The sequence below is a fragment of the Halorubrum depositum genome, from assembly GCF_007671725.1.
GTDB classification, from domain to species: Archaea; Halobacteriota; Halobacteria; order Halobacteriales; family Haloferacaceae; genus Halorubrum; species Halorubrum depositum.
Genome location: NZ_VCNM01000001.1, coordinates 998550 through 1024730, shown reverse-complemented (window position 1 = coordinate 1024730; position 26181 = coordinate 998550). Strand labels below are relative to the sequence as shown.

Genomic DNA, 26181 nt, shown 5'->3' with positions numbered 1-26181 from the left:
TCCCGCTGACCCCCACGACTCTGTCGCGGATGTGAATAACCAGAAAAATAATTTTCTATATCTTGAACTCTGATTACATTCGTGAAAACAGTTAAGTGACCCCCGCGCGTACGTAGAGGTAGACATGAGTACCCAGAAAGAGGCCCGTCAACGCTACGGCGACGTTCACGAGAGCGAGGCCCTCCGCGTCCCCGAGGAGAAGGCGGAGCAGCTCGTCGACGCGCTCAACACCGACCTCGCGGCGACGTACGTGCTGTATCACCAGATCAAGAAGCACCACTGGCTCGTCGAGGGCGCCGAGTTCCACGACATCCACGTCTACCTCGGCGAGGTCGCCGCCGACCTCGAGGAGGGCGCCGACGTGATCGCCGAGCGCGCGCAGGCGCTCGGCGGCGTGCCGCTCTCGGGCGGCGCGAACTACGAGGAGCACGCGCCGGTGAGTCCCGAGGACGCCGACGCCTACGACATCCGGACGTCGCTGGAGAACGACCTGGAGATGTTCGGCGACATCATCGAACAGCTCCGCGAGCACATCCAGCTCGCCAACAACCTCGGCGACTACAACACGGAGGAACAGCTCCGCGAGGTCCTCATGGACGTCGAGGAGCACGGCCACCACATCGAGCACTACCTGGAGGACGACACCCTCGTCAGCCAGGGCACGCTCGAATAGACGCGTTTCGTCCGTCGCTTCCAGACGGATTTCGTCGGTCGTTTCCGGCCGACGAGGTGCGAGGCGTCGCTCGTCCGAATTCTCCCGTTTTTCCACCCATCAGTAACGGCTCCGGCGGGCGCTGAGCCGACTCAGCCGAGCCGCTCGTCCAGGATCAGCCGCGTCTTCGTCGACTTCACCTCGTCCATCTCACGGGCCTGCGAGATCAGCTCGTTGACGGCGCGCGTGTCGACGGCGTCGACGACGAGCACGACGTCGTCCTCGCCGGACACCTGCCAGACGAAGTCCACCTCCTCCCACTCGACCATGCGGTCGCCGACGGCGGCGGTGTCGACGTTCATCTCCACCGAGATCTCGATCATCGCCTTCACGTTGCCGGTGCGGGTCGTGACGGTGAACCGCTCGATGATCCCCTCGTCTGTCATGCGGTCGACGCGGTTTCGCACGGTCCCCTCCGAGGTGCCGACTCGGTCGGCGATCTCCGTGTACGGGGTCCGCGCGTCCCGGCGCAGGATCGAGAGGATCCGGCGGTCGAGGTCGTCCATACCCGACCCACTCTCCCCGTCGACTTACTCGTTACGAATATCGTAACGAATCTACGAACGACGCATTTATTACCATCTGCGCGTACGTTTCTCGTAATGTCGGACGCCTACATCGCGCTGGCCGACGGACGCGTGCTCGAAGCGCGCGCCCGTGCGCCGGGGCGCACCCGTGGCGAACTGGTGTTCACGACCGCGTACACCGGCTACGAGGAGTCGCTCACCGACCCCTCCTACGCCGAACAGATCCTCACCTTCTCGTACCCCCTGATCGGGAACTACGGCGTCCGAACCGAGCGGTTCGAGTCCGAGTCGGTCCAGCCCCGCGCGGCGATCGCCCGCGAGCTGACCGAGGACGTCGCCGAGTGGCTCGCCGGCGAGGAGATCCCGGCCGTCGACCACGTCGACACCCGCGAAATCGTCACGACCGTCCGCGAGGAGGGCGCGATGGCCTGCGGGATCGCCGCCGGGCCGGACGCGACCCCCGAGGACGCGGTCGCGGAGATGGAGGCGTGCGAGCCGATGAGCGACCACGTCGACATCGGCGCGCAGGTGTCCGTGACGGAGCCGACCGTCCACGAGGGCGGCGGCGCCGCCACGGTCGCGATGCTCGACTGCGGCGCGAAGGGGTCGATCATCTCCTCGCTCACCGAGCGCGGCGCGGACGTCCACGTCCTCCCGTACGACGCGACCTCCGAGGACGTCGCCGCGGTCGACCCCGACGTCCTCTTCGTCTCGAACGGCCCGGGCGACCCGGAGAACTTCGTCGCCGCCCAGGGGGTCGTCGACGCCTTCGCGGGCGACCTGCCGATGGCCGGTATCTGCCTCGGCCAGCAGGTGATCACGAGCGCGCTCGGCGGCTCCACCGAGAAGATGATGTTCGGCCACCGCGGCGTCAACCAGCCCGTCAAGGACCTCCGCACCGACAAGGTCGTGATGACGACGCAGAACCACGGCTACACGGTCGACGACACCGGCCCGCTGGAGGTGACGCAGGTGAACGTCAACGACGACACCGTCGAGGGGCTCGACAGCGAGGAGCTCGACGTCATCACCCGCCAGTACCACCCCGAGGCGAACCCCGGCCCGCACGACTCGCTCGGCTTCTTCGACGAGGTGCTGGACCTGGCGCAGTCGACGCCGCACGTGGCCGCCGACTGACCGCCGCCGCGCTCGCCGCCTCGGGAGCGCCGACTCCCCCGCCCGCGGAGCCCTTCAGCTGACCACCCCGGAGTACCACCCGCCCGACGCCTGTCGGTTCCCGCGTCGGACACCCTCGTCACCTTTCGCCGCTTCCGCTTCCGTCTCTCGGCCGCCGCGTCCGTCCGCTACCGGCGGCGTTTTGTCTCGGCCCCCCGCAGTGGCCTCCATGACCCGCGAGATCCTCCTCACCAACGACGACGGGATCGACGCCGTCGGGATCCGGGCGCTCTCGGACGCGCTCTCGCGCGAGCACGACGTGACGGTCGTCGCGCCGAAGCGGAACCAGTCCGGGGTCGGCGGCGCCCGGTCCTGGTGGGACACCACCGTGGAGTACACGGAGACGGACGCCGGCTACGCGGTGGAGGGGACCCCCGCCGACTGCGTCGCCGTCGCCGAGGTGGCGCTCGGGCTCGACCCCGACGTCGTCGTCTCGGGCTGCAACCACGGGCCGAACATCGGCGCGCACATCCTCGGGCAGTCCGGGACGGTCGGCGCCGCGATGGAGGCCGCCTTCCTCGGTACACCGGCGATCGCCGTCTCGCTGTACGACCGGGGGAACCTCCCCGTCCCGCCGACGCTCGACGCCGCCGACTTCGCGCTCGCCGCCGAGGCCGTGCTCGACCTGCTCGACCGCGCCGAGGACCGGGGCGGGGAAGGCGCCGGGGACGGGGGATCGGTGGCCCTCCCCTTCGGCGCCGACGTGCTGAACGTCAACGCGCCGGCCGCGGACGACGAGGCCGCCCCGGACCCGACCTACCGGCTGACGGAGCCCGCGCGCGGCTTCGACGTGATCGAGTTCCGACCGGGCGAGGAGGGGCCGGAGGACGAGAACGTCCCCGAGGGGTGGGAGTTCGGCGAGCGGCGCGGCGAGATGGGGATGGAGCTCCGCGACCGCTTCTGGCGGGAGTTCCTCCGCGGCGACGTCGCCGACGACCCGGGATCCGACCGGCTCGCGGCGGTCGAGGGCGAGGTGAGCGTCTCGCCGCTGTCGTCGTCGCGGTCCGTCGCCGGCGACCGCGCGGGGGAGGTCGTCGCCGTCGGCGCCGAACCGTCCCCGCGACCGGACGGGGACTGAGGTCCGACGCGGCCTCGGGGAGACCGGACCGCGCCTACCGGCGCCGCCTCGGTCGCCGCGAGCCGCCGGTGAACTCGTCGGCGAGCCGGCCGAGGTACCACACGAGCAGCGCCCCCAACAGGATCCCGACGCCGAGCGCCGCGAGCAGCTCCAGCGGCGTCGCGTTCCACTGGAGGGCGATGAGCGGCGGCGAGACCGCCACGAGCAGCAGGAAGCCGACCTTGATCTTGCGGTTCCCCGCGTCGCGCTCCGCGTCCGACATGGGTCTTACCACGCCGACCCCTCCGCCGGTCGGAGGGCGCGTCGAGTCGCTCCCGTGTTCATGCCCCACCCAGGGCGCGACGCGATATCAAGCCGGCGAACCGCGGCGATCGGCGGCCGCAGATCGGACACGTAACCCGTCGTTCCTGATAAGCTTCTCGACCGTTCACGGGCGTTTCGGCCGCTCTCATCGGCCTCTCGCCGTGAACGGTCTCGGTCGTTTAAGTCCGTCCGCGCGCTGGTAGCAGGTGCCCCTACCCGCGCTGACTCCTCCCTCCGCGGTTCCGCGGCGCTTTTGAGCCGACCCCGACAACCGACGGGCATGGACGACGAACTCCGCGAGCGCGTCGAGGCGGCCGGCGAGGCCGCCGCGCTGTTCAACGCGCTCAAACACGACAGCGACCCGGACGTGGGCGCCATCATGGGCCCGCTCATGGGCGAGAACCCCGACTTCAGACCGCACGGCGACGAGATCCCCGGGGTCGTCGCGCCGGTCGTGAACCGGGTCGCCGGCATGGACGAGGCCGAGCGCCGCGAGCGGCTGGGCGAGCTCGCGCCGGACAAGCTCGCGGAGCTGGAGGCCGAAGACGAGGAGGACGAGTACGTCCTCCCCGAGCTCCCGAACGCCGAGGACGGCGAGGTCGTGATGCGCGCCGCGCCGAACCCCAACGGCCCGTGGCACGTCGGCCACGCCCGGATGCCCGCCGTGATCGGGACGTACAAGGAGCGGTACGACGGCGAGTTCATCTGCCGGTTCGACGACACCGACCCGGAGACGAAGCGGCCCGACCTCGACGCGTACGACGCCATCCTCGAGGACATCGCGTACCTCGGCTTCGAGGCCGACCGCGTGCTGAAGGCGTCCGACCGGCTGGAGACCTACTACGAGCACGCCCGCGACCTGATCGACGCCGGCGGCGCCTACACCTGCTCGTGTTCCGGCGAGACGTTCTCCGCGCTGAAGAACGACGCCGAGGCGTGCCCGCACCGCGAGAAGGACGCCGAGACGGTCCGCGCGGAGTTCGACGCCATGGTCGACGGCGACTACTCGGCCGGCGAGATGGTGCTCCGCGTGCGGACCGACATCGAGCACAAGAACCCCGCGCTTCGCGACTGGGTCGCGTTCCGGATGATCGACACGCCGCACCCGCGCGAAGAAGCGGCGGAGTACCGCTGCTGGCCCATGCTCGACTTCCAGTCCGGCGTCGACGACCACCTCACGGGCGTCACCCACATCATCCGCGGCATCGACCTCCAGGACTCCGCGAAGCGCCAGCGGTTCGTCTACGACTACTTCGGCTGGGAGTACCCCGAGGTGCTCCACTGGGGCCACGTGCAGGTCGACGAGTACGACGTGACGCTCTCCACGTCGACGATCAAGGCGCTGATCGAGGCGGGCGAGCTGACCGGGTGGGACGACCCGCGCGCGCCGACGATCCGCTCGATGCGCCGCCGCGGCATCCGGGGACAGGCGCTCGTCGACTCGATGACGGAGCTGGGGATGTCCACCTCCGACGTCGATCTCGCGATGTCGTCGGTGTACGCGAACAACCGCGACCTGGTCGACGACGACGCGAACCGGTACTTCCTCGTGCGCGACCGCGACGACGACCCGGCCGTCGCGCTCGACGTGGCCGGCGGTCCCGACGCCGGACACCCGCCGCTGCACCCGGACCACGAGGACCGCGGCACTCGCGCGGTCCCCGCCGGACGCGTGCTGATCGAGGAGTCCGATCTCCCCGCCCGCGGCGACCGCGTCTGGCTCAAGGGGTTCGGCTGCGTCCGGTACACCCGGAACGCGTTCGAGTACGTCGGCGACGACATCGAGGTCGTCCGCGAGGGCGACGTCGACGTGGTCCACTGGGTCCCCGCGGACGAGGGTCTGGAGACGCTCGTGCGTGCGGTCGAGGGCGACGTGCGCGGGGTCGCCGAGCCCGCGGTCGCGGACGCCGCCGTCGACGACCTGGTCCAGTTCGAGCGCGTCGGGTTCGCCCGCATCGACGACTTCGACCCCGAGCCGACCGACGAGGCCGACGGACCGACCGGCGAGGAGGACCTCGTCGCCTACTACGCGCACCCGTGAGCCGCCTCCGGTCCGCCCGCTGAGCGGATCGGCAGTCCGGCCCCCGTCGCGCCGTTCCGCCCGCTCTGATCGAAACCGCTGTCACCCGTTCGCCGGCGTCTCTCCACCTGCCGCCGAATTTATGTACCGAGGGCGGGACGATCACCTACGTATGGCCATCGACCCGAACTTCGAGGAGAACCGCGAACAGGTCGGTGAGGAGAACGGCGTGGCGGTGTGGGGCCCCGTCGAACCGCCCGAGAAGCAGGGGATCCGCGGCACCCACGTCGCCGTCGACTTCGACATCTGTCTGGCCGACGGGGCGTGTCTGGAGGACTGCCCGGTCGACGTGTTCGAGTGGGTGGACACGCCCGGCCACCCCGAAAGCGAGATCAAGGCGAACCCCACCAACGAGGACCAGTGTATCGACTGTATGCTCTGCGTCGACGTGTGTCCGGTCGACGCGATCGACGTCGACCCCGGCCGAACCGGTCGGATCTGAGGGCGGGTCGTACCGCCGTCGCCCTGGGGTCGCCCACCGTCGCCCTGGGGTCGCCCACCGCCGCGGTTCTCCTCCTGTTCCTTTCGACGACTAGCCACGACCGCTCGGGATCGACGCTTTCCGCCGGTCCGATCGTGGCTCCGACGCCGTTCGCCTCGGCTCTCGCCGAAACGTGTCGTTTCACGCAAAAGACTATTAGGAATCGTGACAATCACCGCCCGAGGAAAAGGTAACTATGCACACAGTTGTTCTGACCAAAGGCGTGCCGGACTTCCGCGAGGGGAAGGTGGCGTTCGACGAGGACGGCCACTTGGAGCGCGGGAAGACCCCCACGGTGATGAATCCGAACGACAAGGTCGCGCTGCGGGCGGCGCTTCAGGAGAAGGTGCGCCACGGCGGGACCGTCTCCCTGCTGAGCATGGGGCCGCCGGGGTACGAGGAGGTCCTCCGGGAGGGAATGCGAGAGGTGTACGCCGACGACCTCTATCTCCTCTCCGATCGGGAGATGGCCGCGGCCGACACGTGGGCCACCTCGATCACCGTCGCGACGGGGCTCTCGAAGCTCGATCCCGAGCCGGAGCTGGTCGTCGCGGGCTTCAAGACGGCCGACGGGGAGACGGGCCACACCGGGCCGCAGACGACCTGGTGTCACCACATGAACGACGAGCTGCCCGACCGGTCGCTCGTCACCCACGCGATCGCGATCGACGTCGACCCGGACGCCGGGACGCTCCGCGCGAAGCGGCTGGTCAAAGGCGACGTGGCGGAGATCGAGACCGTCGAGGCCGATCTCCCGGCGATGGTCGTCACCGATCCGGAGTTCGAGCCGAGCTACCGGAAGGCCGCCCATCGGCTCCGGCACAAGGACCTCCGCGAGGAGACGACCGAGCGCGCCGAGGCGTACGAGGACCACCTCACGACGTGGAACCACGCCGACCTCAACCTCGACCCGGACTTCATCGGACTCGACGGCTCGCCGACGATCGTCGCGGGCGTGGACCCGATCCCGAAGGAGCCGTCGGAGCGCGAGGCGACGATGGTCTCCCCGGACGACGCCGACGGGATGGGCGCGGTCGTGGACGAGCTGGCGCCGTTCGCGGGGGGTGACTGACGGTGGTCGACGTCGATCCCACCGACCACGAGATCGCGGACCTCGGCCCGAAGGTCAACGGCGTGGACGACCTCGGCGAGCTGGAGGCGATGCTGGAACTGGAGCGCGAGGGGCCCGACCGCGACCCCGTGAGGACGCTGATCGAGAGCCGGATCGAGAAACTGGAGTCCGAGGCGGAAGGCGGCGACGAGGCAGTCGACCCCGCCGCGGTCGACCCCGGGGAGCTGTCGATCGCGGAGGTCGCCAACATGGTCCGCGGGGTCGACGACCCCGACGTCCTCCGGGACCTGCTCGACCGCGAACGGGACGGCGAGGACCGCGACGGCGCGGTCACGCGGATCGAGAGCCGCATCGAGGCGATCGAGGGGACCGAGAAGGGGGACGACGAGGGCGAGGCCGAGTACGTGCCGCCGGAGGAGAAACACCCGGACCTCGACCACCCGACCGCCGACAAGACGTACGTCGAGGGGGTCTCCGGCGAGACGTACCGCGATATGTGGGTGTACTGCGAGACCCAGCGGGGCGAGCTCGTCGACGCCTCGAAGGAGATCCTCGGCAAGGCCGACGAGCTGATGGACGGCTACGCCGAGCGGTACGGCGACGAGGAGGACGTGATCGCGGTCCTGATCGGGGACGACGTCGCCGACCTCGCCGAGGAGGCGATCGCCTGCGGCGCGGACCGCGCGGTGTACCACGAGGACGACCGGCTCGACCGGTTCCGGCACAAGCCGTACGCGGAGCTGTTCGTGCACATGTGCCGCGACTTCGAGGCCGAGTGGCGCGACTACCACGAGCCCCGCTACAACGTGTTCCCGGCGACGCACAACGGCCGCGACCTCTCCGCGCTCGTCCAGGCCGAGCTCGACTCCGGGCTCGCCTCCGACTGCTCGGACCTGTACATCGAGGAGGCGATGATCTCCAACCCCGCGAAGACGGGGTCGGCGGGGGACAGCGAGGAGTTCGAGCGCGTCCTCCACATGCCCCGCCCGGACTTCTCCGGGTTCGAGTACTCGACGATCCTCTGTATCGACAAGCCGCACCGCGACTTCCACCCGCAGGGCGCCAGCGTCATCCCGGGGACCTTCGACCTCCCCGACCCGGACCCGGAACGCGAGGGCGAGGTCGTCGAACACGACCTCGACCTCCCGGACGACTGGTTCCAGGTCGACGTGCTGGACCACGACCGGCTGGAGGAGGGGGTCGACCTCACCGGCCACGACGTGATCGTCGCGCTCGGTCGGGGGATCGGCGACGACCCCACGGGGGGGATCGAGCTCGGCTTGGACCTCGTCGACGCGTTCGACGACGCCGCCCTCGGGCTCTCGCGGGGCGTCATCACCGCCTCCTACGAGTTCGCGGGCCACGTCGAGGACTACGTGGGCGAGGAGCGGCAGATCGGCGAGTCCGGTCAGGTCGTCGAGCCCGCGGTGTACGTCGCGGCCGGCATCTCCGGCGCGATCCAGCACAAGGTCGGCATGGACGAGTCCGACACGATCGTCGCGGTCAACGAGGACCCCGAGGCCGACATCCGGGAGTTCTCGGACTACTTCGTCGAGGGCGACCTCTTCGAGGTGTTGCCCCGGCTGACGGCGGCGGTCGAGGGCGACGGTTCCGTCGCGACGATGGAGGGGGTGGCCGATGACTGACACCGACGCGGTCGACGCGGTCGACGCCGGCGGCGCGGCCGACCACGAGCACTACGAGGCGGTCGTCGTCGGGGCGGGCCCCGGCGGCGCGGCGACGGCCGCGGCGCTGGCCAAGCAGGGCGTCGAGACGCTCGTCTTAGAGCGGGGCGTCGAGGCCGGCTCGAAGAACGTCTCCGGGGGGCTGATCTACGCCGAGGAGTCCGCGCCCTACACGATCGACGGGCTGTTCCCCGACTTCCGCGAGGCGGCGTCCGAGCGCCCGGTCGACGACTACTACATGCACAACGTCGCCGGCGACCGCGTGAAGACGTTCGACCTCGACCGGGTCCACCACCGCGACACCGACTGGTGCGACGCGGTGTTGCGCCGCCGGATGGACTCGTGGCTCGCGGAGCGCGTCCACGAGCTGACCCGCGAGACCGGCGGCGGACTGCTCACGGAGGTGCGGGTCAACGGCCTGCTCCGCGAGGACGGCGAGATCGTCGGCGTCACCTGCGACGAGATCGACCCGATCCGCGCGGACCTGATCGTCGCCGCCGACGGCGTCAACTCCGAGCTGGCGCGCGACGCCGGGCTCATGGACTGGGACGACCCCGGAGACTGGTTCCAGGGCGTGAAGGCGGTCGTCGACATGGAGCCGGACGTCATCGACGAGCGGTTCGGCGTCGAGCCGGACGGGGGCGCGGCCCACCTGTTCTCGGGCGACCTGTTCGACGGCGTCCGCGGGGGCGGCTTCCTGTACACCAACGAGGACTCGCTGTCGATCGGGACGGTGTTCCACCTCGACTCGCTGACCGCGGAGCGCGCGGAGCCGCACGAGCTGCTCGACGGGCTCCTCACTCACCCGCTGCTCGACCGCTGGTTCCGCGGGGAGTACGAGGAGCGCGAGTACTCGGCGAAGCTCGTCCCCGACTCGAAGAAGGTCGCGCACCCCTCGCCGCACCGCGGTCGGCTCCTGCTCGTCGGCGACGCCGCCGGCCAGATGCAGGCGCAGGGGCCGATCATCAAGGGGATGAACCACGCCGTGACCGCGGGGGGGCTCGCCGCTGAGGCCTTCGTCGAGGCCCGGACGCGCGGGGACGCCTCGAAGGCGGGCGAGCTCTACGAGCGGAAGCTCCGCGACGAGGGCGTGATGGAGAAGCTCCGTCCCCGGCGCTACCGGGCGACGCGAGCCGTCTCCGAGCACGACGCCGTCAACCGGCTCGGGAGCGCCCTGATCGACTCGCCGCTGGGCGCGGCCGGCCTGCGGGCGTTCGACGGGCTCGCGGAGCGCGCGTTCAACTCCCCGCTGCTGCTCGGGATGGTGCCGGACACCCGCTTCTCGTACGTCGACGTGCCGACGCGGATCGCGGAGGTCCTCGGCGAGCCGATCGAGGAGCGCTCGTCCGCCGACTCGGGCGCCGCCGACGCGGACGACGGGACCGGCGTCCGCCCGCCGGACCTCGCGGACCGGATCGGCGACCTCACCTACGACGTCGGCGATCCCCACATCGAGCTCCGCGACGAGAGCTACGAGGCGAGCGGGGCGGCCGTGACCGCCTGCCCGGTGAGCGCCGAGGCGTTCGGCGGCGGCTGCTACCGCGACGAAACGGTCCGAACGAACGGCGAGGAGAAGCGCGTCGTCAGCCTCGACACGCAGCCGTGCGTCGAGTGCGGTACCTGCGCCGTCGTCGCCGACACGGAGTGGAAACACCCCGCCGGCGGCAAGGGCGTCGAGTTCGAGGAGGGGTGACGTGACGGAGACGCGTTCTCGGTACGCCGACCGGATCGCGTCGCTCGCGGCGGACGCCCGCGCCGCGCGCGAGCGGTTTGCGGGGACCGAACTGACCGGGATCGAGCTCGCGGGAACCGAGGTCTCAGACCCCGAGGAGGCGGCGCTCGTCGCGGCGCGAGACGGGCTCGGCCCGGTCGTCGGCGCGTACGTGGAGGCGCGCACGGCCGACGAGCCGGTCCGGCTCTCCGGGCGGGAGCTCGACCGCCTCCACGCGGCGACGAGCGACTGGCTGGCGGTGTACGCCCGGTGTCGGGGGGTCGACGCCGACCCGGACGCGACCGTCCGCGAGGCCGCCGAACTGCTGGTCGACACGCACGACGTCACCGACGTGGCGGCGCTGCTCACGGGGACGCACCGCGACGCTCCGTGAGGCGTGGACTCGCGCGAGCCGCGGTATCACCCGAGCCGCGACGTCACGCGAACGACCCGACGCACCGTCCCTCACGATCGTTCGTGGGGAATGCTTATCTACTGTTACGTGTTACCGCAAGCCATGGAGCTCGCGCAACGCGTTTCGATCGAGAACCGTGACCGAAAGGACATCTACGAGTACGTGGAGCGGCGCGGGTCGATCTCGGCGGAGGCGGTGCGTCGCGAGCTGGGGTTCGACGAGGAGGCGTTCGGGCACCACCTCGCCGTGTTACGACGCGACGGCTACGTGCGAGAGGACGACGGCGACCTGGAGATCGCGTTCGACACCGACACCGGGACCGTCCACGAGCTCGACGACGGCCGATTCACGATCCGGACCGCGCGACAGGCGGACCTCTCGGGGCTCGTCGGCATCATCCGACAGGTGGCGAACGACGGGTCGTACATCGAGGCGGAGACGGTCGCCGACCTGATCGACTACGAGGAGATCCTGTTGCGGAACAACAGCGCCGAGTCCCGGATGTTCTTCGTGGCCACGGTGGAAGACCAGGTTGTCGGCTGGGTCCACCTCGACCTCCCCGAGACCGAGAAGCTCCGCCACACGGCGAAGCTCACGCTCGGCGTCCTCGACGAGTACCGCGGGCGCGGCATCGGCACGACGCTGCTGGAGAAGGGATACGCCTGGGCGCGCGAGAACGACTTCGAGAAGCTGTACAACAGCGTCCCCGCGACCAACGACGAGGCCCGGTCGTTCCTGGAGGCGCACGGGTGGCACACGGAGGCGACCCGCGAGGACCACTACCGGATCGACGGCGACTACGTCGACGAAGTGATGATGGCACGGTCGCTGTAGCCGGGTCGCGACCCGGCTACGGCCACGCGTCCTCGCGACCGGGAAGCGGCTCCGCGACGACGCCGTCCCGCTGGACCAGTCCCCGCGCGCAGGCCGGACAGACGGCCCGATCCGCCTCCCACGGAACGCGCAGGGTGACGGCCGCTCGCCGGTCGCAGTCCGACTCCGCGCAGGTCGGGGGCTCGTCCGCGTCGGCCGTCATACTCGATCCCCCGTCCGCGACCGCCTTCGGTGTTTGCCCCGAGCGCCGCGGCCGCGAGGTCACTCGCCGGTGAATCGCTCCCGCTCCGCGAGCGCGAACGCCGTCCCGTACCGCTCGACGAGCGGCTCGTACGCGTCGCCGAGCGCGCGCATGCAGGCGGCCGTCGAGACGTAGCCGAGCTCGTCGGCGACCGACTCCCACGGGCGGCCCTGTAACACCTTCCGGACGAGGAGCCGTCGCTCGCGGTCGTCGAGGGCGGGGCTCTCGGTGTCTCCCTCCCCCCCGACCAGCGTCGCCATCGCGAGGTCCCGGAACGCGCCGGGCGCGCTGTCGTACATCCCGGGGCCGAACGACGCGCCGACGACGGAGCGCCACTCGGTCTCGGTGAGGTCGAGGGGGACCGGCGCCGGGCAGGCGCAGAGCGCGCCGGCGACGACGTCCGGGTCGACGTCGCGGTGGGCGTCCGAGAGCCCGTCGCGCTCGCGGTCTCGGAAGGCGACGGCGTGGCGGGCGAGCAGGTCGCGGCCGGCCTCGGTCTCCGGCCGCAGCATGATCGCCGAGTGCTCGCCGGAGGCGTCGTTGCGCGAGGTCGAGAGGTGGACGGTCCGGTAGCCCGCCCGCCGCCAGAACCGGAGCAGGCGCGGCGTCGCGCCGTAGCCGACCGAGAAGTAGTCGGTTTTCGCTCCGAACTCGGCGTGGACCTCCTCCAGCAGCCGGGAGCCGAATCCCGAATCTCTGACCGCGTGATGGGTCGCGATCCGGACGGTCCGAACCCCGTGCGGCTCGGCGGCCGCCTCGTCGCGGAGCTGGCTCGTGAGCACGTCCGGCACCATGTTTCCGCGGACGCGCTCGCCCTCGTACATCGCCCGGCGCGTCTCGGCGTCGAGCCCGCCCTCGCGCGCGAGCAGCGCGACGGCGACGACCCGCCCCTCGGCGACGAGCGCGCGCGCCGAGAGGTTCGGGGCGTCGAGCAGCCGCGCGAGGTCGTTCGGCTCGGTGCGGTAGTGGGCGGCGACGAGCAGCCCGAACGCCTCGCCGAGCAGCGCCTCGTCCGCGAGCAGGTCGTCGGGGGCGAGCGCGCGGTACGTCGCCTCCTCGACCGCGGTCCCCGCGACAGCCTCGTCGACGGCCGGCCGCGCGTCGAGCAGGAGCGCCCGCGACGCCCACGCCTCGACCGGGTCGTTCCGCGCGTACCGGATCGGCTCGTCGAGGCGGAGGTCCCGGACCGCGAGGGGGCTATCGAGCAGCCGCTCGCGGAATCGGATCGCGAACCCGCGGCCCGCGCCCTCGTAGCCGTGGACCGTCGTACAGAACGCGACCGACAGCGACTCGTCGAGGAACCCCTCCAACAGCCGTACCGGGAGCGCGGCCGCCTCGTCGACGACGACCGCGTCCGGGTCGTCGGGCAGTTCCGCGGCCTCGGCCGGCGGCAGGTACCGCACGCGCCCGCCGCCCGGCGCGCCGACCCGGCGCGTCCCGTCCCCCGCGGCGGCCTCGCCGCCGTCGACGCCTTCCGACCCGATCAGCTCTCTCGCCCGCGCGAACACCTCCGCGGCGTTGCGGAAGGCGGGCGCCGTGACGAGCACGTCGTCGCCGGCGAGCGCGAGCGCGCCGGCCGCGAGTCCCGCCGCGCTCGACTTCCCCCGCCCTCGGTCGGCCTCGACCACGACCGCGTTACCGGGCGTCGCGAGCGACTCGAACGCCCGAACGGTCCGGGCCTGATCGGCCGTGAGACACGCCTCGTACGCCGCGGCGGGGAACGTCGCGTTCGGCGGGGCGGTCGGCTTTCCTCTCTCGTCTCTCCCCGCCGTCGCTCCCACTCCGCCCCCCCGCTCTCCCGTCAGCCCGTCGCGCTCGACGACGTCGCCCTCGGGCCCCTCCGCGCAGAGCGAGAGGATCGCGATCCCCGGGTGCGCGCGGAGCGTGTCGACGAACCGCTCGCGGAACCGGCCGGTCACGTCGCCGACCTCGTACGGCGGAACCGCCAGCGAGTCGTCGAAGCGGTCGCGAATCGCCGGCCAGTCGTCGAGCGCCGGCGTCAGGAGGACCAGGAGCCCGCCGCCGTCGACCGCGCCGACGCACCGCCCGAGCGCGTTCGGGACGAACCGCTCGTGGCAGTCGAGGACGACGATCTCCCGGGTGCCCCCGAGCAGCTCGTCCGCGTTCCGGGGCCGATGCTCCTCGAACCGGAACCCCTCGCGGGTCGAGACGACGGCGGTCGACGTGCCTTTCCTTCCGCCGTCGACCGCCTCGATCGCGGTGTAGGCCGCGTCGATCCCGCGGTCGCGGTCGCCGGCGAGGACGAGGATGCGCCGCTCGTTCGCCGCCTCGGCCTCCCGTTTCGCGTCCCGCGCGAGTCCCGCGATCATTCGTTCGGTCGTCGTTGCCGGGGACCGGGGATGTGTCTTGCCCTCCGGGTCGTCGCCCGGCGGTGCTTCCGAATCACCGAGCTCCGCTCCGAGGCGGGAGGCTTACGGCGGCGCGGAGCCTCGTGTCCCCCATGACCACGGTCACGCTCATCGGCACGCGGCTCGCGGACACGGGGCGCGAGTTCGTCTACGAGGGGGAGTCGCCCGACTGCGAGGGGTGCCCCTACCGGAGCCAGTGTCTCAACCTCTCGGAGGGGACCCGGTACCGCGTGACGGGGATCCGCGAGAACGCGCAAACGCTCGACTGCGCCGTCCACGACGCCGGCGTCCGGGCGGTCGAGGTCGAGCCCGCACCCGTCCCCGCGAACGTCCCGTCGAAGCAGGCGTACGCCGGCAGCCGCGTCTCGCTCGCCGGCCCCTGTCCGCACACCGAGTGCCCGAGCCACGGCTACTGCGTGCCCGACGGCGCCGGCTTCGACGACGAGCGCGTCATCGACCAGGTGCTCGGCGAGCCGCCGCACGACACCTGTGCGCTCGACCGGGAGCTGACGCTGGTGGAGTTCCGGGCGGAAGACGAGTAGGAACAGCGGCGGGGCCCTTACAGCGCCGTGACCGCGTTCAGCGTGATCCGGATCGCGCGCTCGACGTTGTCCTTGGCCTTCTCCGGCAGCTCGTCGTCCGAGTCCGCGCCCTTCTGCGTGCCCGCGACGAGGTTGCCGTCGACGGTGCAGATCGCGCCGGCTCGAAGCCCCTTCCGGCGCGCCAGCGAGAAGACGGTCGCGGCCTCCATCTCGATCGCGAGCAGGTTCGCGTCGTTCCAGTCGTCGACGTACTCGTCGCTCTCGTTGTAGAACGCGTCGTCGGAGACGATCGGACCGACGTGGACGTCCTCGCCGTTGTCCTCGGCGGCGCCGACGAGTTCGGTGAGCGCGTCGTAGTCCGGAACGGCGGGGTAGTTCGCCGACTCGTAGCGCTTGCTCGTCCCCTCCTCCTTGGCGGCGCCGGTCGCGACGACCATGTCGCCGACCTCCATGTCGGCCTGCAGCGCCCCGCAGGTGCCGCATCGGAGGAACGTCTCGACGCCGACCCGAGAGAGCTCCTCGACGGCGATCGCGGCCGACGGGCAGCCGATCCCGGTCGAGCAGATCGTGAGATCAGTCCCCTCGTAGCTCGCGTTGACGATCTTGTACTCGCGGTTCTGCGCGACGAGCTCGCTGTCGTCACAGAGGTCCGCGATCCGGTCGACGCGGCCCGGGTCGCCCGGGATGACCGCGATCTCGTGCACGTCGCCCTCCTCGACCAGCAGGTGCGGCTGTTTCGCCATACGCGCCGGGACAGCCGCCGCGCGCAAAAACGGACCGGTCGGAAGGCGGGGTGGGAGCCGCGAAGCGCTGTAGTTGCGGATGCCAAGATTGCTGTACGGGATTCAATCTAGACGATCTCCACCGAAACCACCCGTCAGAAAATGTTGGCTATGTTTAAATACTCTTCCTCAGACATACTTACCTCCGAAACAGCCGGTCGCTGAAGAGTGCGTGCTGACCGCACGTCTATCTGGTAGATTCGTATGGTGAACTGCGAGCGTACTAGATACGGGGACCGATTTAGTATCTACCACTCTCGCTTAGACAAAAACCAGCAGTCAGTACAATACGCGTTACTCCACTTTTGGGGAGAATTTCTTGAGTACGCGTTCTGCGACTTTTCCGGCGACTGAGATGCCGATCAAAAAGGCTACTGCCAGCAGGAGTATTTGCCACAACAAAGCAGCACCGAGGTTCAGGTTAAGCAGAATGGCTGTATCTACGAAAAACCAATACATAACATACATCAATGGAAGCCCGACTAGGAGAACAGATCCGAAGTAAGTCAGGCCGGCTATTGCCAACGGACGACGGCTTTGCGTGGAGGTGCTCATCACGTAATATGATGTACCTTCAACATAAAGCCTTTCGGGCGAATAGCCCCAGATATGCTCTCTTACTCATAGAATGACTAGCTGATTACACAAGAAAGTATGAAGCCGACAATAACCGACTGCTGACTACACCATCTGTACTGACCGCAACTGGGTCAAAATATATCACTTGCTGAGGATTTCAACAGAGCCCTTTGAGTTCAATTTTGGATATCACGAGTCATCGGACAATGACCTTGATGTACAGTCTCCATAGTACGCATGGTGGGAGGGAACAAGCTTTGCGACACTACAGATGTCGGGAGAACCGTACTGATTGCGGCGTCTAACCCGAGAGACAAAGCGAGTCCTCCGGTCGTCCGTAACCGGTGTTCCGGCCCCACCGCACAAGTATTATCGGTCCGAGATACTGAACTCGATATCTGCGGTAAGAAATAAACATGGAACGAGCTGATCTCAGCCTTGATGCGACGTCGCTGGTCCGGATCGGTGGAGTCGTGATAGCGGTCACGGCATTTGTGGTCCTCGTGCTGCTCCCCGGTGAGTTTCTCCTCGATCCTGGGCCGCTCACCGGCAGCCCGGCCGCAGTTGCCGGCGTCGTCTCCGGGTTCGTTCTCTCAATCCTCGGTCCCTCTCTTCTCGCACGAATCCGCGGGTCGGAGTAGCTGGGCACGAGGCATAGCATCTCGTTCGGGAAGTGTCTGACCTACTTCCCAGATTTGGGCTCTATTGAAATCCTCTTCTTCAGACAGATTCTCGCCTGAAACAGCTGGTCGATGAGAGCTGCGAACTGAGCGGACTGAGTGATTTAGAAGAGACCAATAATCCATATTAAGGATGAGACGACAAATCCACTAATAAATGCCAACAACAGGAAGATAGCGGCCCATCGTCGTGCGTTATCTGGGAGATACGGTATCTCACTCGGATAAATTGGGGCAAACGTCCCTTTTCATCAGAACCGCTTCCATCTATATAAGATATTAGAAGACCTACACTATCATTACTGCTGCTATAGAGTAAAGACCTAACTTTGAGAGTGATTACTCAGAGTATTCCATTCTATTAGTCACAACATGAGTATCGTCATCTTCAGTGGGGTCGAAATGATTTTCAACTATTTCTACTCTACTTGGAAGACTCGATTCCAATTCTAAAGTAACAAAATATGGCTTATGATCCAAATCATCAGTACATGAACCGGTGAACAATCCTGACTTATTCCCCTCCTCTATCCAACCAACCCCAATATGTAATTCATTCTTTACATCCTCAAAATCAAGATTCCTAATTGTTATCGCATTACATGTACTTGAACCATAAGTTAGAATACCTTCGATATATACTTCGTTTTCTTCACTGTCGAAGTTTATCATGGGTTTCTCAGATGGGGGTATGTTTTCGTCGGTTTTATGTGTGAGAGTCTCACCCCAACCAAACTCCACTGAGTCTATTTCTTCCGGGAGGTTATCTAATGGATCCTGATCTGACCGCAAAAACAACCACCAAGAACCAAATCCGGAAATTGAGGCAGCAACCCCAATTTTCATTAATCTGCGCTTTGTAATTTTTTGATCTTTATTGGTACTCATATTACTAATCGAGGAACACCTCACAAATACGGAGGGCCATATGTACCACCTATGAGTTATTGGATTATAAGCATTTACATGGTTCCATCAGTAGCGCCAAATAATCGGTGTCTCACCTGTACTGAACGATTCGTGAGTCTCCTGCATTGCTCACAGGAGAGAGCGAAGATTCGTAATCTCGCCGAAAGGTTAATGAGAAATGTAATCAAATGACACTATATGGAAGAGAGTCAGAACCGAATTGGAGCGTTCCTCGTCGGTGATGATCTCGGTTTGACTAAACGGTGGGGAGTACTAGCTGCTAGCCTCTTCATCGTCATCTTCACCTTCTATCTGTTCGACTACTACCAGACGGTTTATGCGCTCATTCCGGGGCGAGTGATTGTCTACGGGGCCGTAGGAATACTAGTTCTGTTGTCTGCGTGGCAGGCGTATCAGAATCGTAGCCTCGTAGCGAGTCTCTTGCTATGTATCGCCCCCGTGACTGCGCTCTTCATCCACATTATTGGAGAGGGTCAAACCGTCGATCCGGGGGTTGGTGAAACACTCCTACTCGGCACCGGATGGGGGCTAGCCTTTGGTGTTCCACTTGGTGTTCTTGGCTTCATCCTCGGATACGCAGGTCAGAGATACATCGACTCAGAGATTCCAACATAACCACGCACCTCCGTTTATTATTCTGTTGAAACCCGATTTCGAATCTGTCTTCAGCCTCAAAAAGAAATAACAGTTAGTAATCTATACGTTGACGTACCTTGCCATTCCCGCCCTCACATCTGTTGGTCATTTCCTTCCTTGATATCGGATCACTGCCCCTCATTATCCTGCCATTGTTCGTCGAACTTCTGGTACTTATCCGCGGAGTATACACCCGTGAGCCAACCGACATCGTGCTCGCTACCGTCTCGGTGCCCTGCCTTCTCGTTTCGATGTGGGCCATCATGGAGAGATTGAACTCGTCAGGTGGCGTCTACTGGGGTGAATTGTTCTCGGCAGCCGCCGGTGGGCTTCTGATGTTCCTCGTCGTTATGGATGCCGCCATTGGATTCGCCGTTCAGACACGCTCGACGGAGTGACGATCTTCTGTCGGTACGAAACGTCGACAGAAGTATGTGTACTGATTGTTGGATATATCCTCTCTACTGACCCCAACCGGGTTAAGACGTCTCACCTACTGAGAATTTCAACAGAGCCAGCCAAACCAAACTAATTAGAGATCGAGTTTATTAGTTCCTTAGAAGCAGTTTTGAAGCGTTCTGTTCGTACGATTGTGTGGAGAAAAACTCCGATAGCAAGGAGAATCCCTGCGATAATGGTGAAGAATCCAATGAAGAATACCCCACCAGATTCGACTGCGTACAACGTGTATAAGCTCGCTGCACCGAGTAGGAACGTTAGCCCTCCGAAGATAGCAAGGAAGACTGACGCAATGCTGAATTTCTCTACCAATGCTTCAATTACGACAACGACACCGAGTAGTGCCGGAACGACGAGTTCAGGACTAACTGGTATTGATCCAATGGCTGGCCACGTAGAGTATGGTTGCGGAAGATAATTGAACGTCATTGCGGCAACGAGAAGAACTGCTCCGGCGAACAGTAACTTGGTGGCTTGGAGGGCCGTTCGTGTCGGGGTATTCGCAGGCATACAACCATGTTAATTGTTCACCAGCATATAATTATGGGATTGGTTGAATTATTTAACTTAATAAGAGAAAAGAGACTATCCGGTGAGTAGAGAGCGCGTATTGACCACTAAGATTCCTCCCAGTCCGAAGTGATGTATCGATAGCGGTACAAGATACAGGCCGCAGATACGGTAAGGGATTGCCTGTACTGGGCGATTCGTGAGTCCTCTGTACTGATCGGAACCGGGCAGAAATGTGCTCCCACTAAGAATTTCAACAAAGCCCAGCCGATTCTTCTGCTGAGAGACAGTGAACTCACAGTTTCAGAACGCCAGGACATATTCGGAAGATTCGGAAACACCACACTTCCATTTATTAGCCTCGCCTCTCGTGTCGACAGCCATGATCACGGACGCTCGGGTACTCCAACCGGAGTTCATCCCACGGGAGGTGACGCACCGAGACGCCGAAGTCAACACGCTCTCAAGCGTCCTACAGCCCATTCTTGATGGAAACTCTACTGACCCCGCATTCCTCCACGGCCCATCCGGCGTCGGGAAAACCTGCATCGCACAGTTCACCGTTGAACGACTCCGCGAGAACGTCGTTGACCTCAACCACCAGTACGTCAACTGCTGGGAGGACTACAGCCGCTTCAAAACGCTCTACACTCTCCTAGAGGGCATCAACAAAACAATCGATATTCACCGACAGTCAACCCCGCGAGACCAGCTCCTCGACCGTCTCCGCGACTACGACGGCCCACCCTACGTCGTCATCCTCGATGAAGTAGACCAGCTAGAAGACAAGAGTCTCCTGTACGATCTGTACCGGATTCGCGGCCTCACAATGATCCTCATCGCAAACAATGAACAGGGAGTCTTCGCAGATGTTGATGACCGGATCAATAGTCGTCTCGCCAACGCCACTCGCATCCATTTCAGACAATACCACCACGATGAATTGGTTGCTATCCTCCAAGATCGTGTCCGATGGGGGCTTAATCCCGATGTTATCGACAAAAAGAAACTCGAATCGATTGCGAATAACGCGGCTGGTGATGCTCGCGTAGCAATTGGAATCCTTCGGCAAGCTGCTCGCACTGCTAACGCTCAACAGATGAATGAAATCCCCGATGACGTTATTCGGAAAGTGACTCCGGAAGCGAAATCGGAAATCAAGCAGAAAACCGTTGATCGTCTCACTACCCACCAGGAAGTCCTATACGAGACCATCACCGAGTACGGCGAAATCCCACCGAATGAATTGTACGAGGAGTATTGTAATCGCGTGGGTGATCCGAAGACGCAACGCATGGTCCGGAACTACTTATCGAAGCTTGAGCACTACAATCTAATCGAGGCAGAAGGCAACACACGGGGACGAACCTACCGCACAGTCGAGTAAGTGAGCCCTGTGGACGTCCTCATGTTTAGACAGATTCTTGCCCGAAACAGTTGACCGCTGAAGACTGCGAATTGACCGATTACTTGTTCACCACTCGTTTTTTATAAATAAGATATGCTAACGGACTCATTAGAAGATAAATGAGAGCAGTCATTCCCAAAAATAGCTCGCTAGAATCTATTGCTAAACTGTAAAATAAACCGAGTCCAACAAGAACGTACGCTGCTGCGAGTGCCCAAATTATTGGCCTTGTTGAAATCCTCAGAGAGTGATATATCTGAACTGGGTTCTGTCCGTACAGGTGAAGGACAGATAGCTCAGTACACACCCTCAACGACCAACTGTCTCGGTTTGAAATCCGTTTGAAAGCATAGAACTCCCCACAAGACCTTTTATAATAAGGCGGAACGGGTGAATATGTACCGACGGACTCTCCTTGCTGGTCTCTCGGCCACTTTCGGCGGGCTCGCTGGTTGCAATACGCCGGGAACTGGGTCTACTAATTCAACGAACTCAACTGGGCCAGAATCTGACTCAGAATTCTCTGGTATGTCGATCCCTGACCTTCCCGGTGAGGGTGGCGTTACTTGGTACCACAAAGCTGATGAAACAACACAGGCGTTCGTCCGCCCAAGCACCGAACGAGCGGAATTACCCACTCAAATTGAATTTACGTTTTTCAATCGGTCACAGGAATCCACCAGCTGCGGCGGCTGGGATTTATACAAATTACAGGAAGATCAATGGTTTCACATCGGCCCGTACGCCCACGACGGCATCTGTGAAAACCTCCCGGCGGGTGAAAGTGAATCGTGGACAATAGAGGTAGCGGCTGATGAGATGGATAGCAACCATGAGGATCACTTTCCGTACCTCGGTGGAGGCCACTACGCCGCCGTGGCGGGGTACGGGCACACAACATCAGAGAGTGCCGCTCTCGTCAAGTTCGACGCACCGACGATCTCGGTCGTACCAACGGACGATGTAACAAGCGAGTCAGACGGAGACACAGTGACCGTCACCGTCGAGGAGTGGCAGACAGAGTCCGATGATGGGGATCGAGGCATAGTCACACTTGAACGAGCACAGACGGCCGACCGCAAAATGATCGCTGAACAGGTGATGCAAAATCGCGGATACCGCAACCTGCTCGCGCATATGAGTTCGGACGTTGAACGGGTGGTTCTCCGCACAAACAAACGAACAGCCGACGAGATTGTTGGCTTTGACGCCGAGACACGCCGATTTCAATACGCCAACCAAGCGTACCGCGTTCGGAGAAACGAGCCGTAATTACGTGGATCGAGAGGGCTGAATCTCAGAGCTTGGTTGAATCTCTCAGCAGCTGACCACATCCTGACACAGCTACGGTCAATACAGGAAACTCGCAGATCGCTTAGACCATCTCGGTTTGACCCACAAGGCACATACGTAATGTAGGACAATTTGAATGTATATGATTTTGAACAAGCGAACAAGTGAGATTTTAGCGGCTACAGCCGCCTTTCTCTTTGTTCTTGGGACGTTGACTGGGTTGCGGGTCTGGGACTTGGAGCCCTCGACTTCAGTACAATCGGCTATAGTCTGGGTGGGTGCGCTCCTTATTACCGCCATCGTTGTCTTCCGGGCGTTTCAGGGCGCAGATCTCGTTGGGAATTGGATACTCGCATTCGGCCCATGTTTTGGTTTCACACTCAATCTGTTCATCCCGATCATGGCGGGGCCGGGCGCTTTCATATTCCCAGTTGGAAGCGGAGCAATCATCTCTGGCGTGATTACAGTAGTTGGGTACTTGATCGGACGGGGTTTCAGCGAGGTTTGAGATGAACAGGACGCGTAACCGGATTCAATAAGCACTCTTCGTCGACCGGCTGTTTCAGCCGATAATATGTCTGAAGAATAGGATTTCAACAGAGCCAAATTATTCTTGTCATACATAATGGTGGTTGCCTGACGAAATAATGATTGTGGGCCTTTGGTCTGTACTGAGCGGTTTGTGAGTGATCTGAATTAAAAGAGAAGGACCGGTACAACTCATCATCTGTCTGCATTTTATTGGATTCGGGTTTTATAATAATAGGTTGCAAGTGCTACAATTCCCGGAATGATAAGCAACAGCAGAATAGCAACTGTTAGTGCGACCACAGACGGATATTTGAATCCCTGTTCTCTTGAGTCAAAGAGAATCCAAATTGTAGCGACACCGATAAACGGGACCCATAGAACTGCTGCGAGTGGACCAAGGAGCCCTACCCGCGAGGATACAAGTCCAATCGCCAACCCAGCAACCGCTAGGATTGTTATCTCCCACCGGGAGAGGTCTTGAATTCGCCCGGTGACACGTGCAATCGAATTCATTTTCTTATTTAAATAATTCTTTGGCAATCACTTAGTATTTTGGCAATTATTTCGTATGAGTTCACCAAACTAGCGGCTCAGAAGTCCGGGGGTACAGCAGAGCCGAATAGCGAGTCTCGTACGAAGTAGCGGATCTTTGCCCTGCAGAATCTTTAGGTATGTTCTCTTCTGAAACAGTTGGTTGCTGAAGGGTACGTACTGACAGATCTGTGCGTATCTCACTTGTACTGAGCGATTTGTGAGTCTCCTGTACTGACCGCAACTGGGTCAGAAAATATCACTTGCTGAGGGTTTCAACAGAGTCTTATTAGTCTGTATCAGCCGTAACGGCGTAGAAGTTTACCCGACTATACTTTCAACAGATCGTCAAAGTTCTACGTTATTCTACGGGTGTGATTCTCCTAATTGCCTCTAATGATGTACCTAGAGAAACAGTTAGGGCAAGTACAATCAACCCAATCACTAACTGATCACGTAGCTCCAAGTATTGACCTAACTCCTCAATTCCAAGCGGAGCGATATAACCTGCAATAAGCGCCCCAACGAGGGTGTCATAGAACGAGTAGCACACCAAAGAGCAGGGTGAATGCTGAGGTGGATGAGCTCAGCGACCCTGCAAGATGATCCTTCGATAGATTCGTTCTTCAATGCCGTGGAAACCGAGACGCTAGCGCTGTTTGAGCACCTTTCATTCGAGTTTCTCGAAGAGTTCGATGTGTTCGCCCCGGCGAAGACGGGGCGAACACGAGAACACAACCCACCAGAGCTGATGCGTGGCTTTCTCCACTGCTACTACAAGGACATCTACGGCATTCGTCCCGTTGAACGAGAGCTTCGGAACACGGTCATTTGGCTGAGCTGTGGGTTCGATCGACCGCCGTCGAGAGACGCGGTCGATCGCTTTCTCACCGACCTCGAACACGTCGTTGACGAGGTCTTTGACCGGCTCGTCGAGCAGGCCGCCTGCCGCGGCCTGCTCGACTTGACCTACTGTATCGATTCAACCGATGTGAGGGCGATGCCCGCCGATCAAGACGCGTCGAAGTGCTACGATCCAACCGACGACGAATACTACTACGGCTACGGTTGTACGATCGTCTCGACCGGGCAAAAGATCCCGATTGCAGCCGAGTTCACCGAGAGTAAGCAAGCGCCAGAGGAGACGGCGATGCGCGTCACACGTGACGCGCTCGCCGTCGCCACACCGATCTGGATGGTCGGTGACAGCGCCTACGACACGCTCGACTGGCACGACCACCTGCTGGCCGCAGGGGTCGTGCCAGTCGCTCCATACAACGCTCGAAACACTGACGACCCGAAAGACATCGAGTACAGGGTCGAAGACCGCATCGACCAACACAGCGAGGACGTTCAGCTGAAGCAGTCCACGTTGGACGAGACGTACAACCGCCGTACTGGAGTCGAACGAACCAACGAATCAGTGAAGGACTGCGGCCTCGGGCGAACGCACGCCCGAGGCCGCGTCCACGCACGAGCGCAGGTGTTTCTTGCGCTGTGCCTTCGCCTCGTCATCGCTATCACCAACTACGAACGCGGAGACAATCCGGGAAGTACGATCATTACGGTGTGAGAACTCTTCTATGACACCCTCGCCCCAACAATAGCGATTGTCACCACTACTATTCTCTTATCTTCTGGGACAGGCTTAAAGACAAACCAACCAGCACCGACAGTGGGAATTAATACAATCCCCGCTATAAATGAACCTCCCGTAGCTATCAGGAATAAAACCATTGTGACAGCCGCACACCAAAGGGCTATTTTTCGAAGTTTCATACAAATAAGTTCATAATAGCGCCACTTATACATTTGTGTTACATATTATTCCGACCTCTCTATTATCGAACTGGGTAAATGCTAACTCTTCTGTACTGTAGTGAGCGATTCGTGAGTCCCCTGTATTGACCGTAACGGGAGTAACACGTATCACCTACTGAGGACTTCAATAGAGCTGGCTCTGTTGAAATCCTATTCTTCAGACACAATATTAGGTGAAACAGCCAATCGGTGAGAACTGCGCAGGCCCCAACAAGTTCTAATAGATTCGTTGTCTATCGACGGGATTTGAATTCCAATCAACCGAATATATTTATGTCATACTGAAAATTAATGAACCGATGGTGGACAGCGAATCTCTAAAAAAGTACGTCTTCAACAAGGAGGTGGCAGCAGTTTGGGCATTGGCTTGGCTGTACCCATGGTACAGTCCCATCTTCACTCAAACCAGCAGCCAGAACATCAACCTCGCATTCAGTTACTTGCTTTCACCACTAGAGTTCATCATATACGGTTTGCCAATAACGCTTGGTGGGGGTGTCGTGACTATGATATTCCACATCGCTTTTGCCGTAACCATAGTATTCCTGATCAAACTTGTCGTTGGTAAGATGACTAACCGCTCTCATTCAGAAAACAGAGCCCATTAGGTCACAGTGCTTCGACGATTGCGAGAATTTCAGGCATTCGATAGATCTTCCCGCGTTCCTTTACAGTAATTCCATCGACGATCTCATAGTCGGAGAGCATATCGATAGTGTTGTAAACTGTATTGACCGCAGGGGGACAGAACCTATCATATTTTGAGGATTTCAACAGAGCCATAGAGCTGTAACC

General features: G+C 62.7%; 29 protein-coding genes. 19 read left to right on the top strand and 10 right to left on the bottom strand.

What is annotated here, in order from left to right:
* Window positions 1–124: 124 nt before the first annotated feature.
* Window positions 125–673, top strand: coding sequence for a DNA starvation/stationary phase protection protein DpsA (gene dpsA, locus FGM06_RS05285; protein ID WP_144798090.1), 549 nt, complete (start codon window positions 125–127; stop codon window positions 671–673).
* Window positions 674–804: 131 nt separating this feature from the next.
* Here dpsA and FGM06_RS05280 read toward each other — a convergent pair whose 3' ends face one another.
* Complete coding sequence (locus FGM06_RS05280; protein WP_144798089.1) at window positions 805–1218, bottom strand: Lrp/AsnC family transcriptional regulator; 414 nt, start codon at window positions 1216–1218, stop codon at window positions 805–807.
* 96 nt (window positions 1219–1314) lie between these two features.
* Here FGM06_RS05280 and carA point away from each other — a divergent pair, with 96 nt between their 5' ends.
* Together carA and surE are read left to right on the top strand one after the other, a co-directional pair.
* A complete protein-coding gene (carA, locus tag FGM06_RS05275; RefSeq protein ID WP_144798088.1) occupies window positions 1315–2376 on the top strand; it encodes a glutamine-hydrolyzing carbamoyl-phosphate synthase small subunit in 1062 nt (353 codons plus the stop codon).
* A gap of 208 nt (window positions 2377–2584) precedes the next feature.
* The gene (surE, locus tag FGM06_RS05270) at window positions 2585–3493 is read left to right on the top strand and encodes a 5'/3'-nucleotidase SurE (RefSeq protein WP_144798087.1); all 909 of its coding nucleotides are present in this window, start codon (window positions 2585–2587) and stop codon (window positions 3491–3493) included.
* 34 nt (window positions 3494–3527) lie between these two features.
* Here the strand turns inward: surE and FGM06_RS05265 are convergent, their stop codons facing one another.
* Entirely contained in the window at window positions 3528–3755 is a 228-nt protein-coding gene (locus FGM06_RS05265) for a hypothetical protein (RefSeq protein ID WP_144798086.1), read from the bottom strand.
* Between the two features lie 321 nt (window positions 3756–4076).
* Between FGM06_RS05265 and FGM06_RS05260 the strand changes: the two genes are divergently transcribed.
* The 7 genes from FGM06_RS05260 to FGM06_RS05230 all read left to right on the top strand — a co-directional run bounded on the left by FGM06_RS05260 (window position 4077) and on the right by FGM06_RS05230 (window position 12074).
* The gene (locus FGM06_RS05260) at window positions 4077–5837 is read left to right on the top strand and encodes a glutamate--tRNA ligase (RefSeq protein WP_144798085.1); all 1761 of its coding nucleotides are present in this window, start codon (window positions 4077–4079) and stop codon (window positions 5835–5837) included.
* Window positions 5838–5988: 151 nt separating this feature from the next.
* Window positions 5989–6318: a 4Fe-4S dicluster domain-containing protein gene (locus FGM06_RS05255; RefSeq protein WP_144798084.1), complete on the top strand. Its 330-nt coding sequence runs from the start codon at window positions 5989–5991 to the stop codon at window positions 6316–6318.
* A 235-nt stretch (window positions 6319–6553) separates the two neighbouring features.
* A complete protein-coding gene (locus FGM06_RS05250) occupies window positions 6554–7429 on the top strand; it encodes an electron transfer flavoprotein subunit beta/FixA family protein (RefSeq protein ID WP_144798083.1) in 876 nt (291 codons plus the stop codon).
* Window positions 7430–7431: 2 nt separating this feature from the next.
* Window positions 7432–9075: an electron transfer flavoprotein subunit alpha/FixB family protein gene (locus FGM06_RS05245; protein ID WP_144798082.1), complete on the top strand. Its 1644-nt coding sequence runs from the start codon at window positions 7432–7434 to the stop codon at window positions 9073–9075.
* A complete protein-coding gene (locus FGM06_RS05240; protein WP_144798081.1) occupies window positions 9068–10807 on the top strand; it encodes an FAD-dependent monooxygenase in 1740 nt (579 codons plus the stop codon). Before FGM06_RS05245 ends, FGM06_RS05240 begins: the two co-directional genes overlap by 8 nt.
* Window position 10808: 1 nt before the next feature.
* Entirely contained in the window at window positions 10809–11219 is a 411-nt protein-coding gene (locus FGM06_RS05235) for a hypothetical protein (protein WP_144798080.1), read from the top strand.
* 123 nt (window positions 11220–11342) lie between these two features.
* A complete protein-coding gene (locus FGM06_RS05230) occupies window positions 11343–12074 on the top strand; it encodes a GNAT family N-acetyltransferase (RefSeq protein WP_144798079.1) in 732 nt (243 codons plus the stop codon).
* Between the two features lie 16 nt (window positions 12075–12090).
* Here the strand turns inward: FGM06_RS05230 and FGM06_RS05225 are convergent, their stop codons facing one another.
* On the bottom strand, window positions 12091–12276 hold the full coding sequence (locus FGM06_RS05225) for a hypothetical protein (RefSeq protein WP_144798078.1): 186 nt from the start codon (window positions 12274–12276) through the stop codon (window positions 12091–12093).
* 59 nt (window positions 12277–12335) lie between these two features.
* Window positions 12336–14645: a tRNA(Met) cytidine acetyltransferase TmcA gene (gene tmcA, locus FGM06_RS05220; protein WP_144798077.1), complete on the bottom strand. Its 2310-nt coding sequence runs from the start codon at window positions 14643–14645 to the stop codon at window positions 12336–12338.
* Between the two features lie 131 nt (window positions 14646–14776).
* Here tmcA and FGM06_RS05215 point away from each other — a divergent pair, with 131 nt between their 5' ends.
* On the top strand, window positions 14777–15226 hold the full coding sequence (locus FGM06_RS05215) for a UPF0179 family protein (protein ID WP_144798076.1): 450 nt from the start codon (window positions 14777–14779) through the stop codon (window positions 15224–15226).
* 17 nt (window positions 15227–15243) lie between these two features.
* On the opposite strand, the gene FGM06_RS05210 is transcribed toward FGM06_RS05215, so the two are convergent.
* Complete coding sequence (locus FGM06_RS05210) at window positions 15244–15969, bottom strand: nucleoside phosphorylase (RefSeq protein ID WP_144798075.1); 726 nt, start codon at window positions 15967–15969, stop codon at window positions 15244–15246.
* A 333-nt stretch (window positions 15970–16302) separates the two neighbouring features.
* The gene (locus FGM06_RS05205) at window positions 16303–16563 is read right to left on the bottom strand and encodes a hypothetical protein (RefSeq protein WP_144798074.1); all 261 of its coding nucleotides are present in this window, start codon (window positions 16561–16563) and stop codon (window positions 16303–16305) included.
* A gap of 440 nt (window positions 16564–17003) precedes the next feature.
* Here FGM06_RS05205 and FGM06_RS05200 point away from each other — a divergent pair, with 440 nt between their 5' ends.
* On the top strand, window positions 17004–17228 hold the full coding sequence (locus tag FGM06_RS05200; protein ID WP_144798073.1) for a hypothetical protein: 225 nt from the start codon (window positions 17004–17006) through the stop codon (window positions 17226–17228).
* A 378-nt stretch (window positions 17229–17606) separates the two neighbouring features.
* On the opposite strand, the gene FGM06_RS05195 is transcribed toward FGM06_RS05200, so the two are convergent.
* Window positions 17607–18155: a hypothetical protein gene (locus tag FGM06_RS05195; RefSeq protein WP_144798072.1), complete on the bottom strand. Its 549-nt coding sequence runs from the start codon at window positions 18153–18155 to the stop codon at window positions 17607–17609.
* A 219-nt stretch (window positions 18156–18374) separates the two neighbouring features.
* On the opposite strand from FGM06_RS05195, the gene FGM06_RS05190 reads away from it, so the two are divergent.
* Both FGM06_RS05190 and FGM06_RS05185 read left to right on the top strand, forming a co-directional pair.
* Entirely contained in the window at window positions 18375–18812 is a 438-nt protein-coding gene (locus FGM06_RS05190) for a hypothetical protein (RefSeq protein ID WP_144798071.1), read from the top strand.
* Between the two features lie 122 nt (window positions 18813–18934).
* Window positions 18935–19231 (top strand): hypothetical protein, encoded by a 297-nt coding sequence (locus tag FGM06_RS05185; protein WP_206668669.1) that lies wholly within the window; start codon window positions 18935–18937, stop codon window positions 19229–19231.
* Between the two features lie 130 nt (window positions 19232–19361).
* On the opposite strand, the gene FGM06_RS05180 is transcribed toward FGM06_RS05185, so the two are convergent.
* Window positions 19362–19802, bottom strand: coding sequence for a hypothetical protein (locus tag FGM06_RS05180; RefSeq protein WP_144798069.1), 441 nt, complete (start codon window positions 19800–19802; stop codon window positions 19362–19364).
* 382 nt (window positions 19803–20184) lie between these two features.
* Between FGM06_RS05180 and FGM06_RS05175 the strand changes: the two genes are divergently transcribed.
* From FGM06_RS05175 to FGM06_RS05155, 4 genes are all read left to right on the top strand, one after another.
* On the top strand, window positions 20185–21189 hold the full coding sequence (locus FGM06_RS05175; RefSeq protein WP_144798068.1) for a Cdc6/Cdc18 family protein: 1005 nt from the start codon (window positions 20185–20187) through the stop codon (window positions 21187–21189).
* A gap of 549 nt (window positions 21190–21738) precedes the next feature.
* Window positions 21739–22482, top strand: a complete 744-nt coding sequence (locus tag FGM06_RS05170) for a hypothetical protein (RefSeq protein WP_144798067.1) — start codon at window positions 21739–21741, stop codon at window positions 22480–22482.
* A 163-nt stretch (window positions 22483–22645) separates the two neighbouring features.
* Complete coding sequence (locus tag FGM06_RS05165; protein WP_144798066.1) at window positions 22646–23011, top strand: hypothetical protein; 366 nt, start codon at window positions 22646–22648, stop codon at window positions 23009–23011.
* A gap of 1134 nt (window positions 23012–24145) precedes the next feature.
* Window positions 24146–25138 carry a transposase gene (locus FGM06_RS05155; protein ID WP_144798065.1) on the top strand — a complete coding sequence of 331 codons (993 nt, stop codon included), beginning with the start codon at window positions 24146–24148 and terminating at the stop codon, window positions 25136–25138.
* An 8-nt stretch (window positions 25139–25146) separates the two neighbouring features.
* Here the strand turns inward: FGM06_RS05155 and FGM06_RS05150 are convergent, their stop codons facing one another.
* Entirely contained in the window at window positions 25147–25344 is a 198-nt protein-coding gene (locus tag FGM06_RS05150) for a hypothetical protein (protein WP_144798064.1), read from the bottom strand.
* A gap of 341 nt (window positions 25345–25685) precedes the next feature.
* Between FGM06_RS05150 and FGM06_RS05145 the strand changes: the two genes are divergently transcribed.
* Window positions 25686–25994 (top strand): hypothetical protein, encoded by a 309-nt coding sequence (locus tag FGM06_RS05145; RefSeq protein ID WP_144798063.1) that lies wholly within the window; start codon window positions 25686–25688, stop codon window positions 25992–25994.
* A 1-nt stretch (window position 25995) separates the two neighbouring features.
* Here the strand turns inward: FGM06_RS05145 and FGM06_RS15990 are convergent, their stop codons facing one another.
* Entirely contained in the window at window positions 25996–26169 is a 174-nt protein-coding gene (locus FGM06_RS15990; protein WP_186310971.1) for a hypothetical protein, read from the bottom strand.
* Between the last annotated feature and the right edge of the window lie 12 nt (window positions 26170–26181).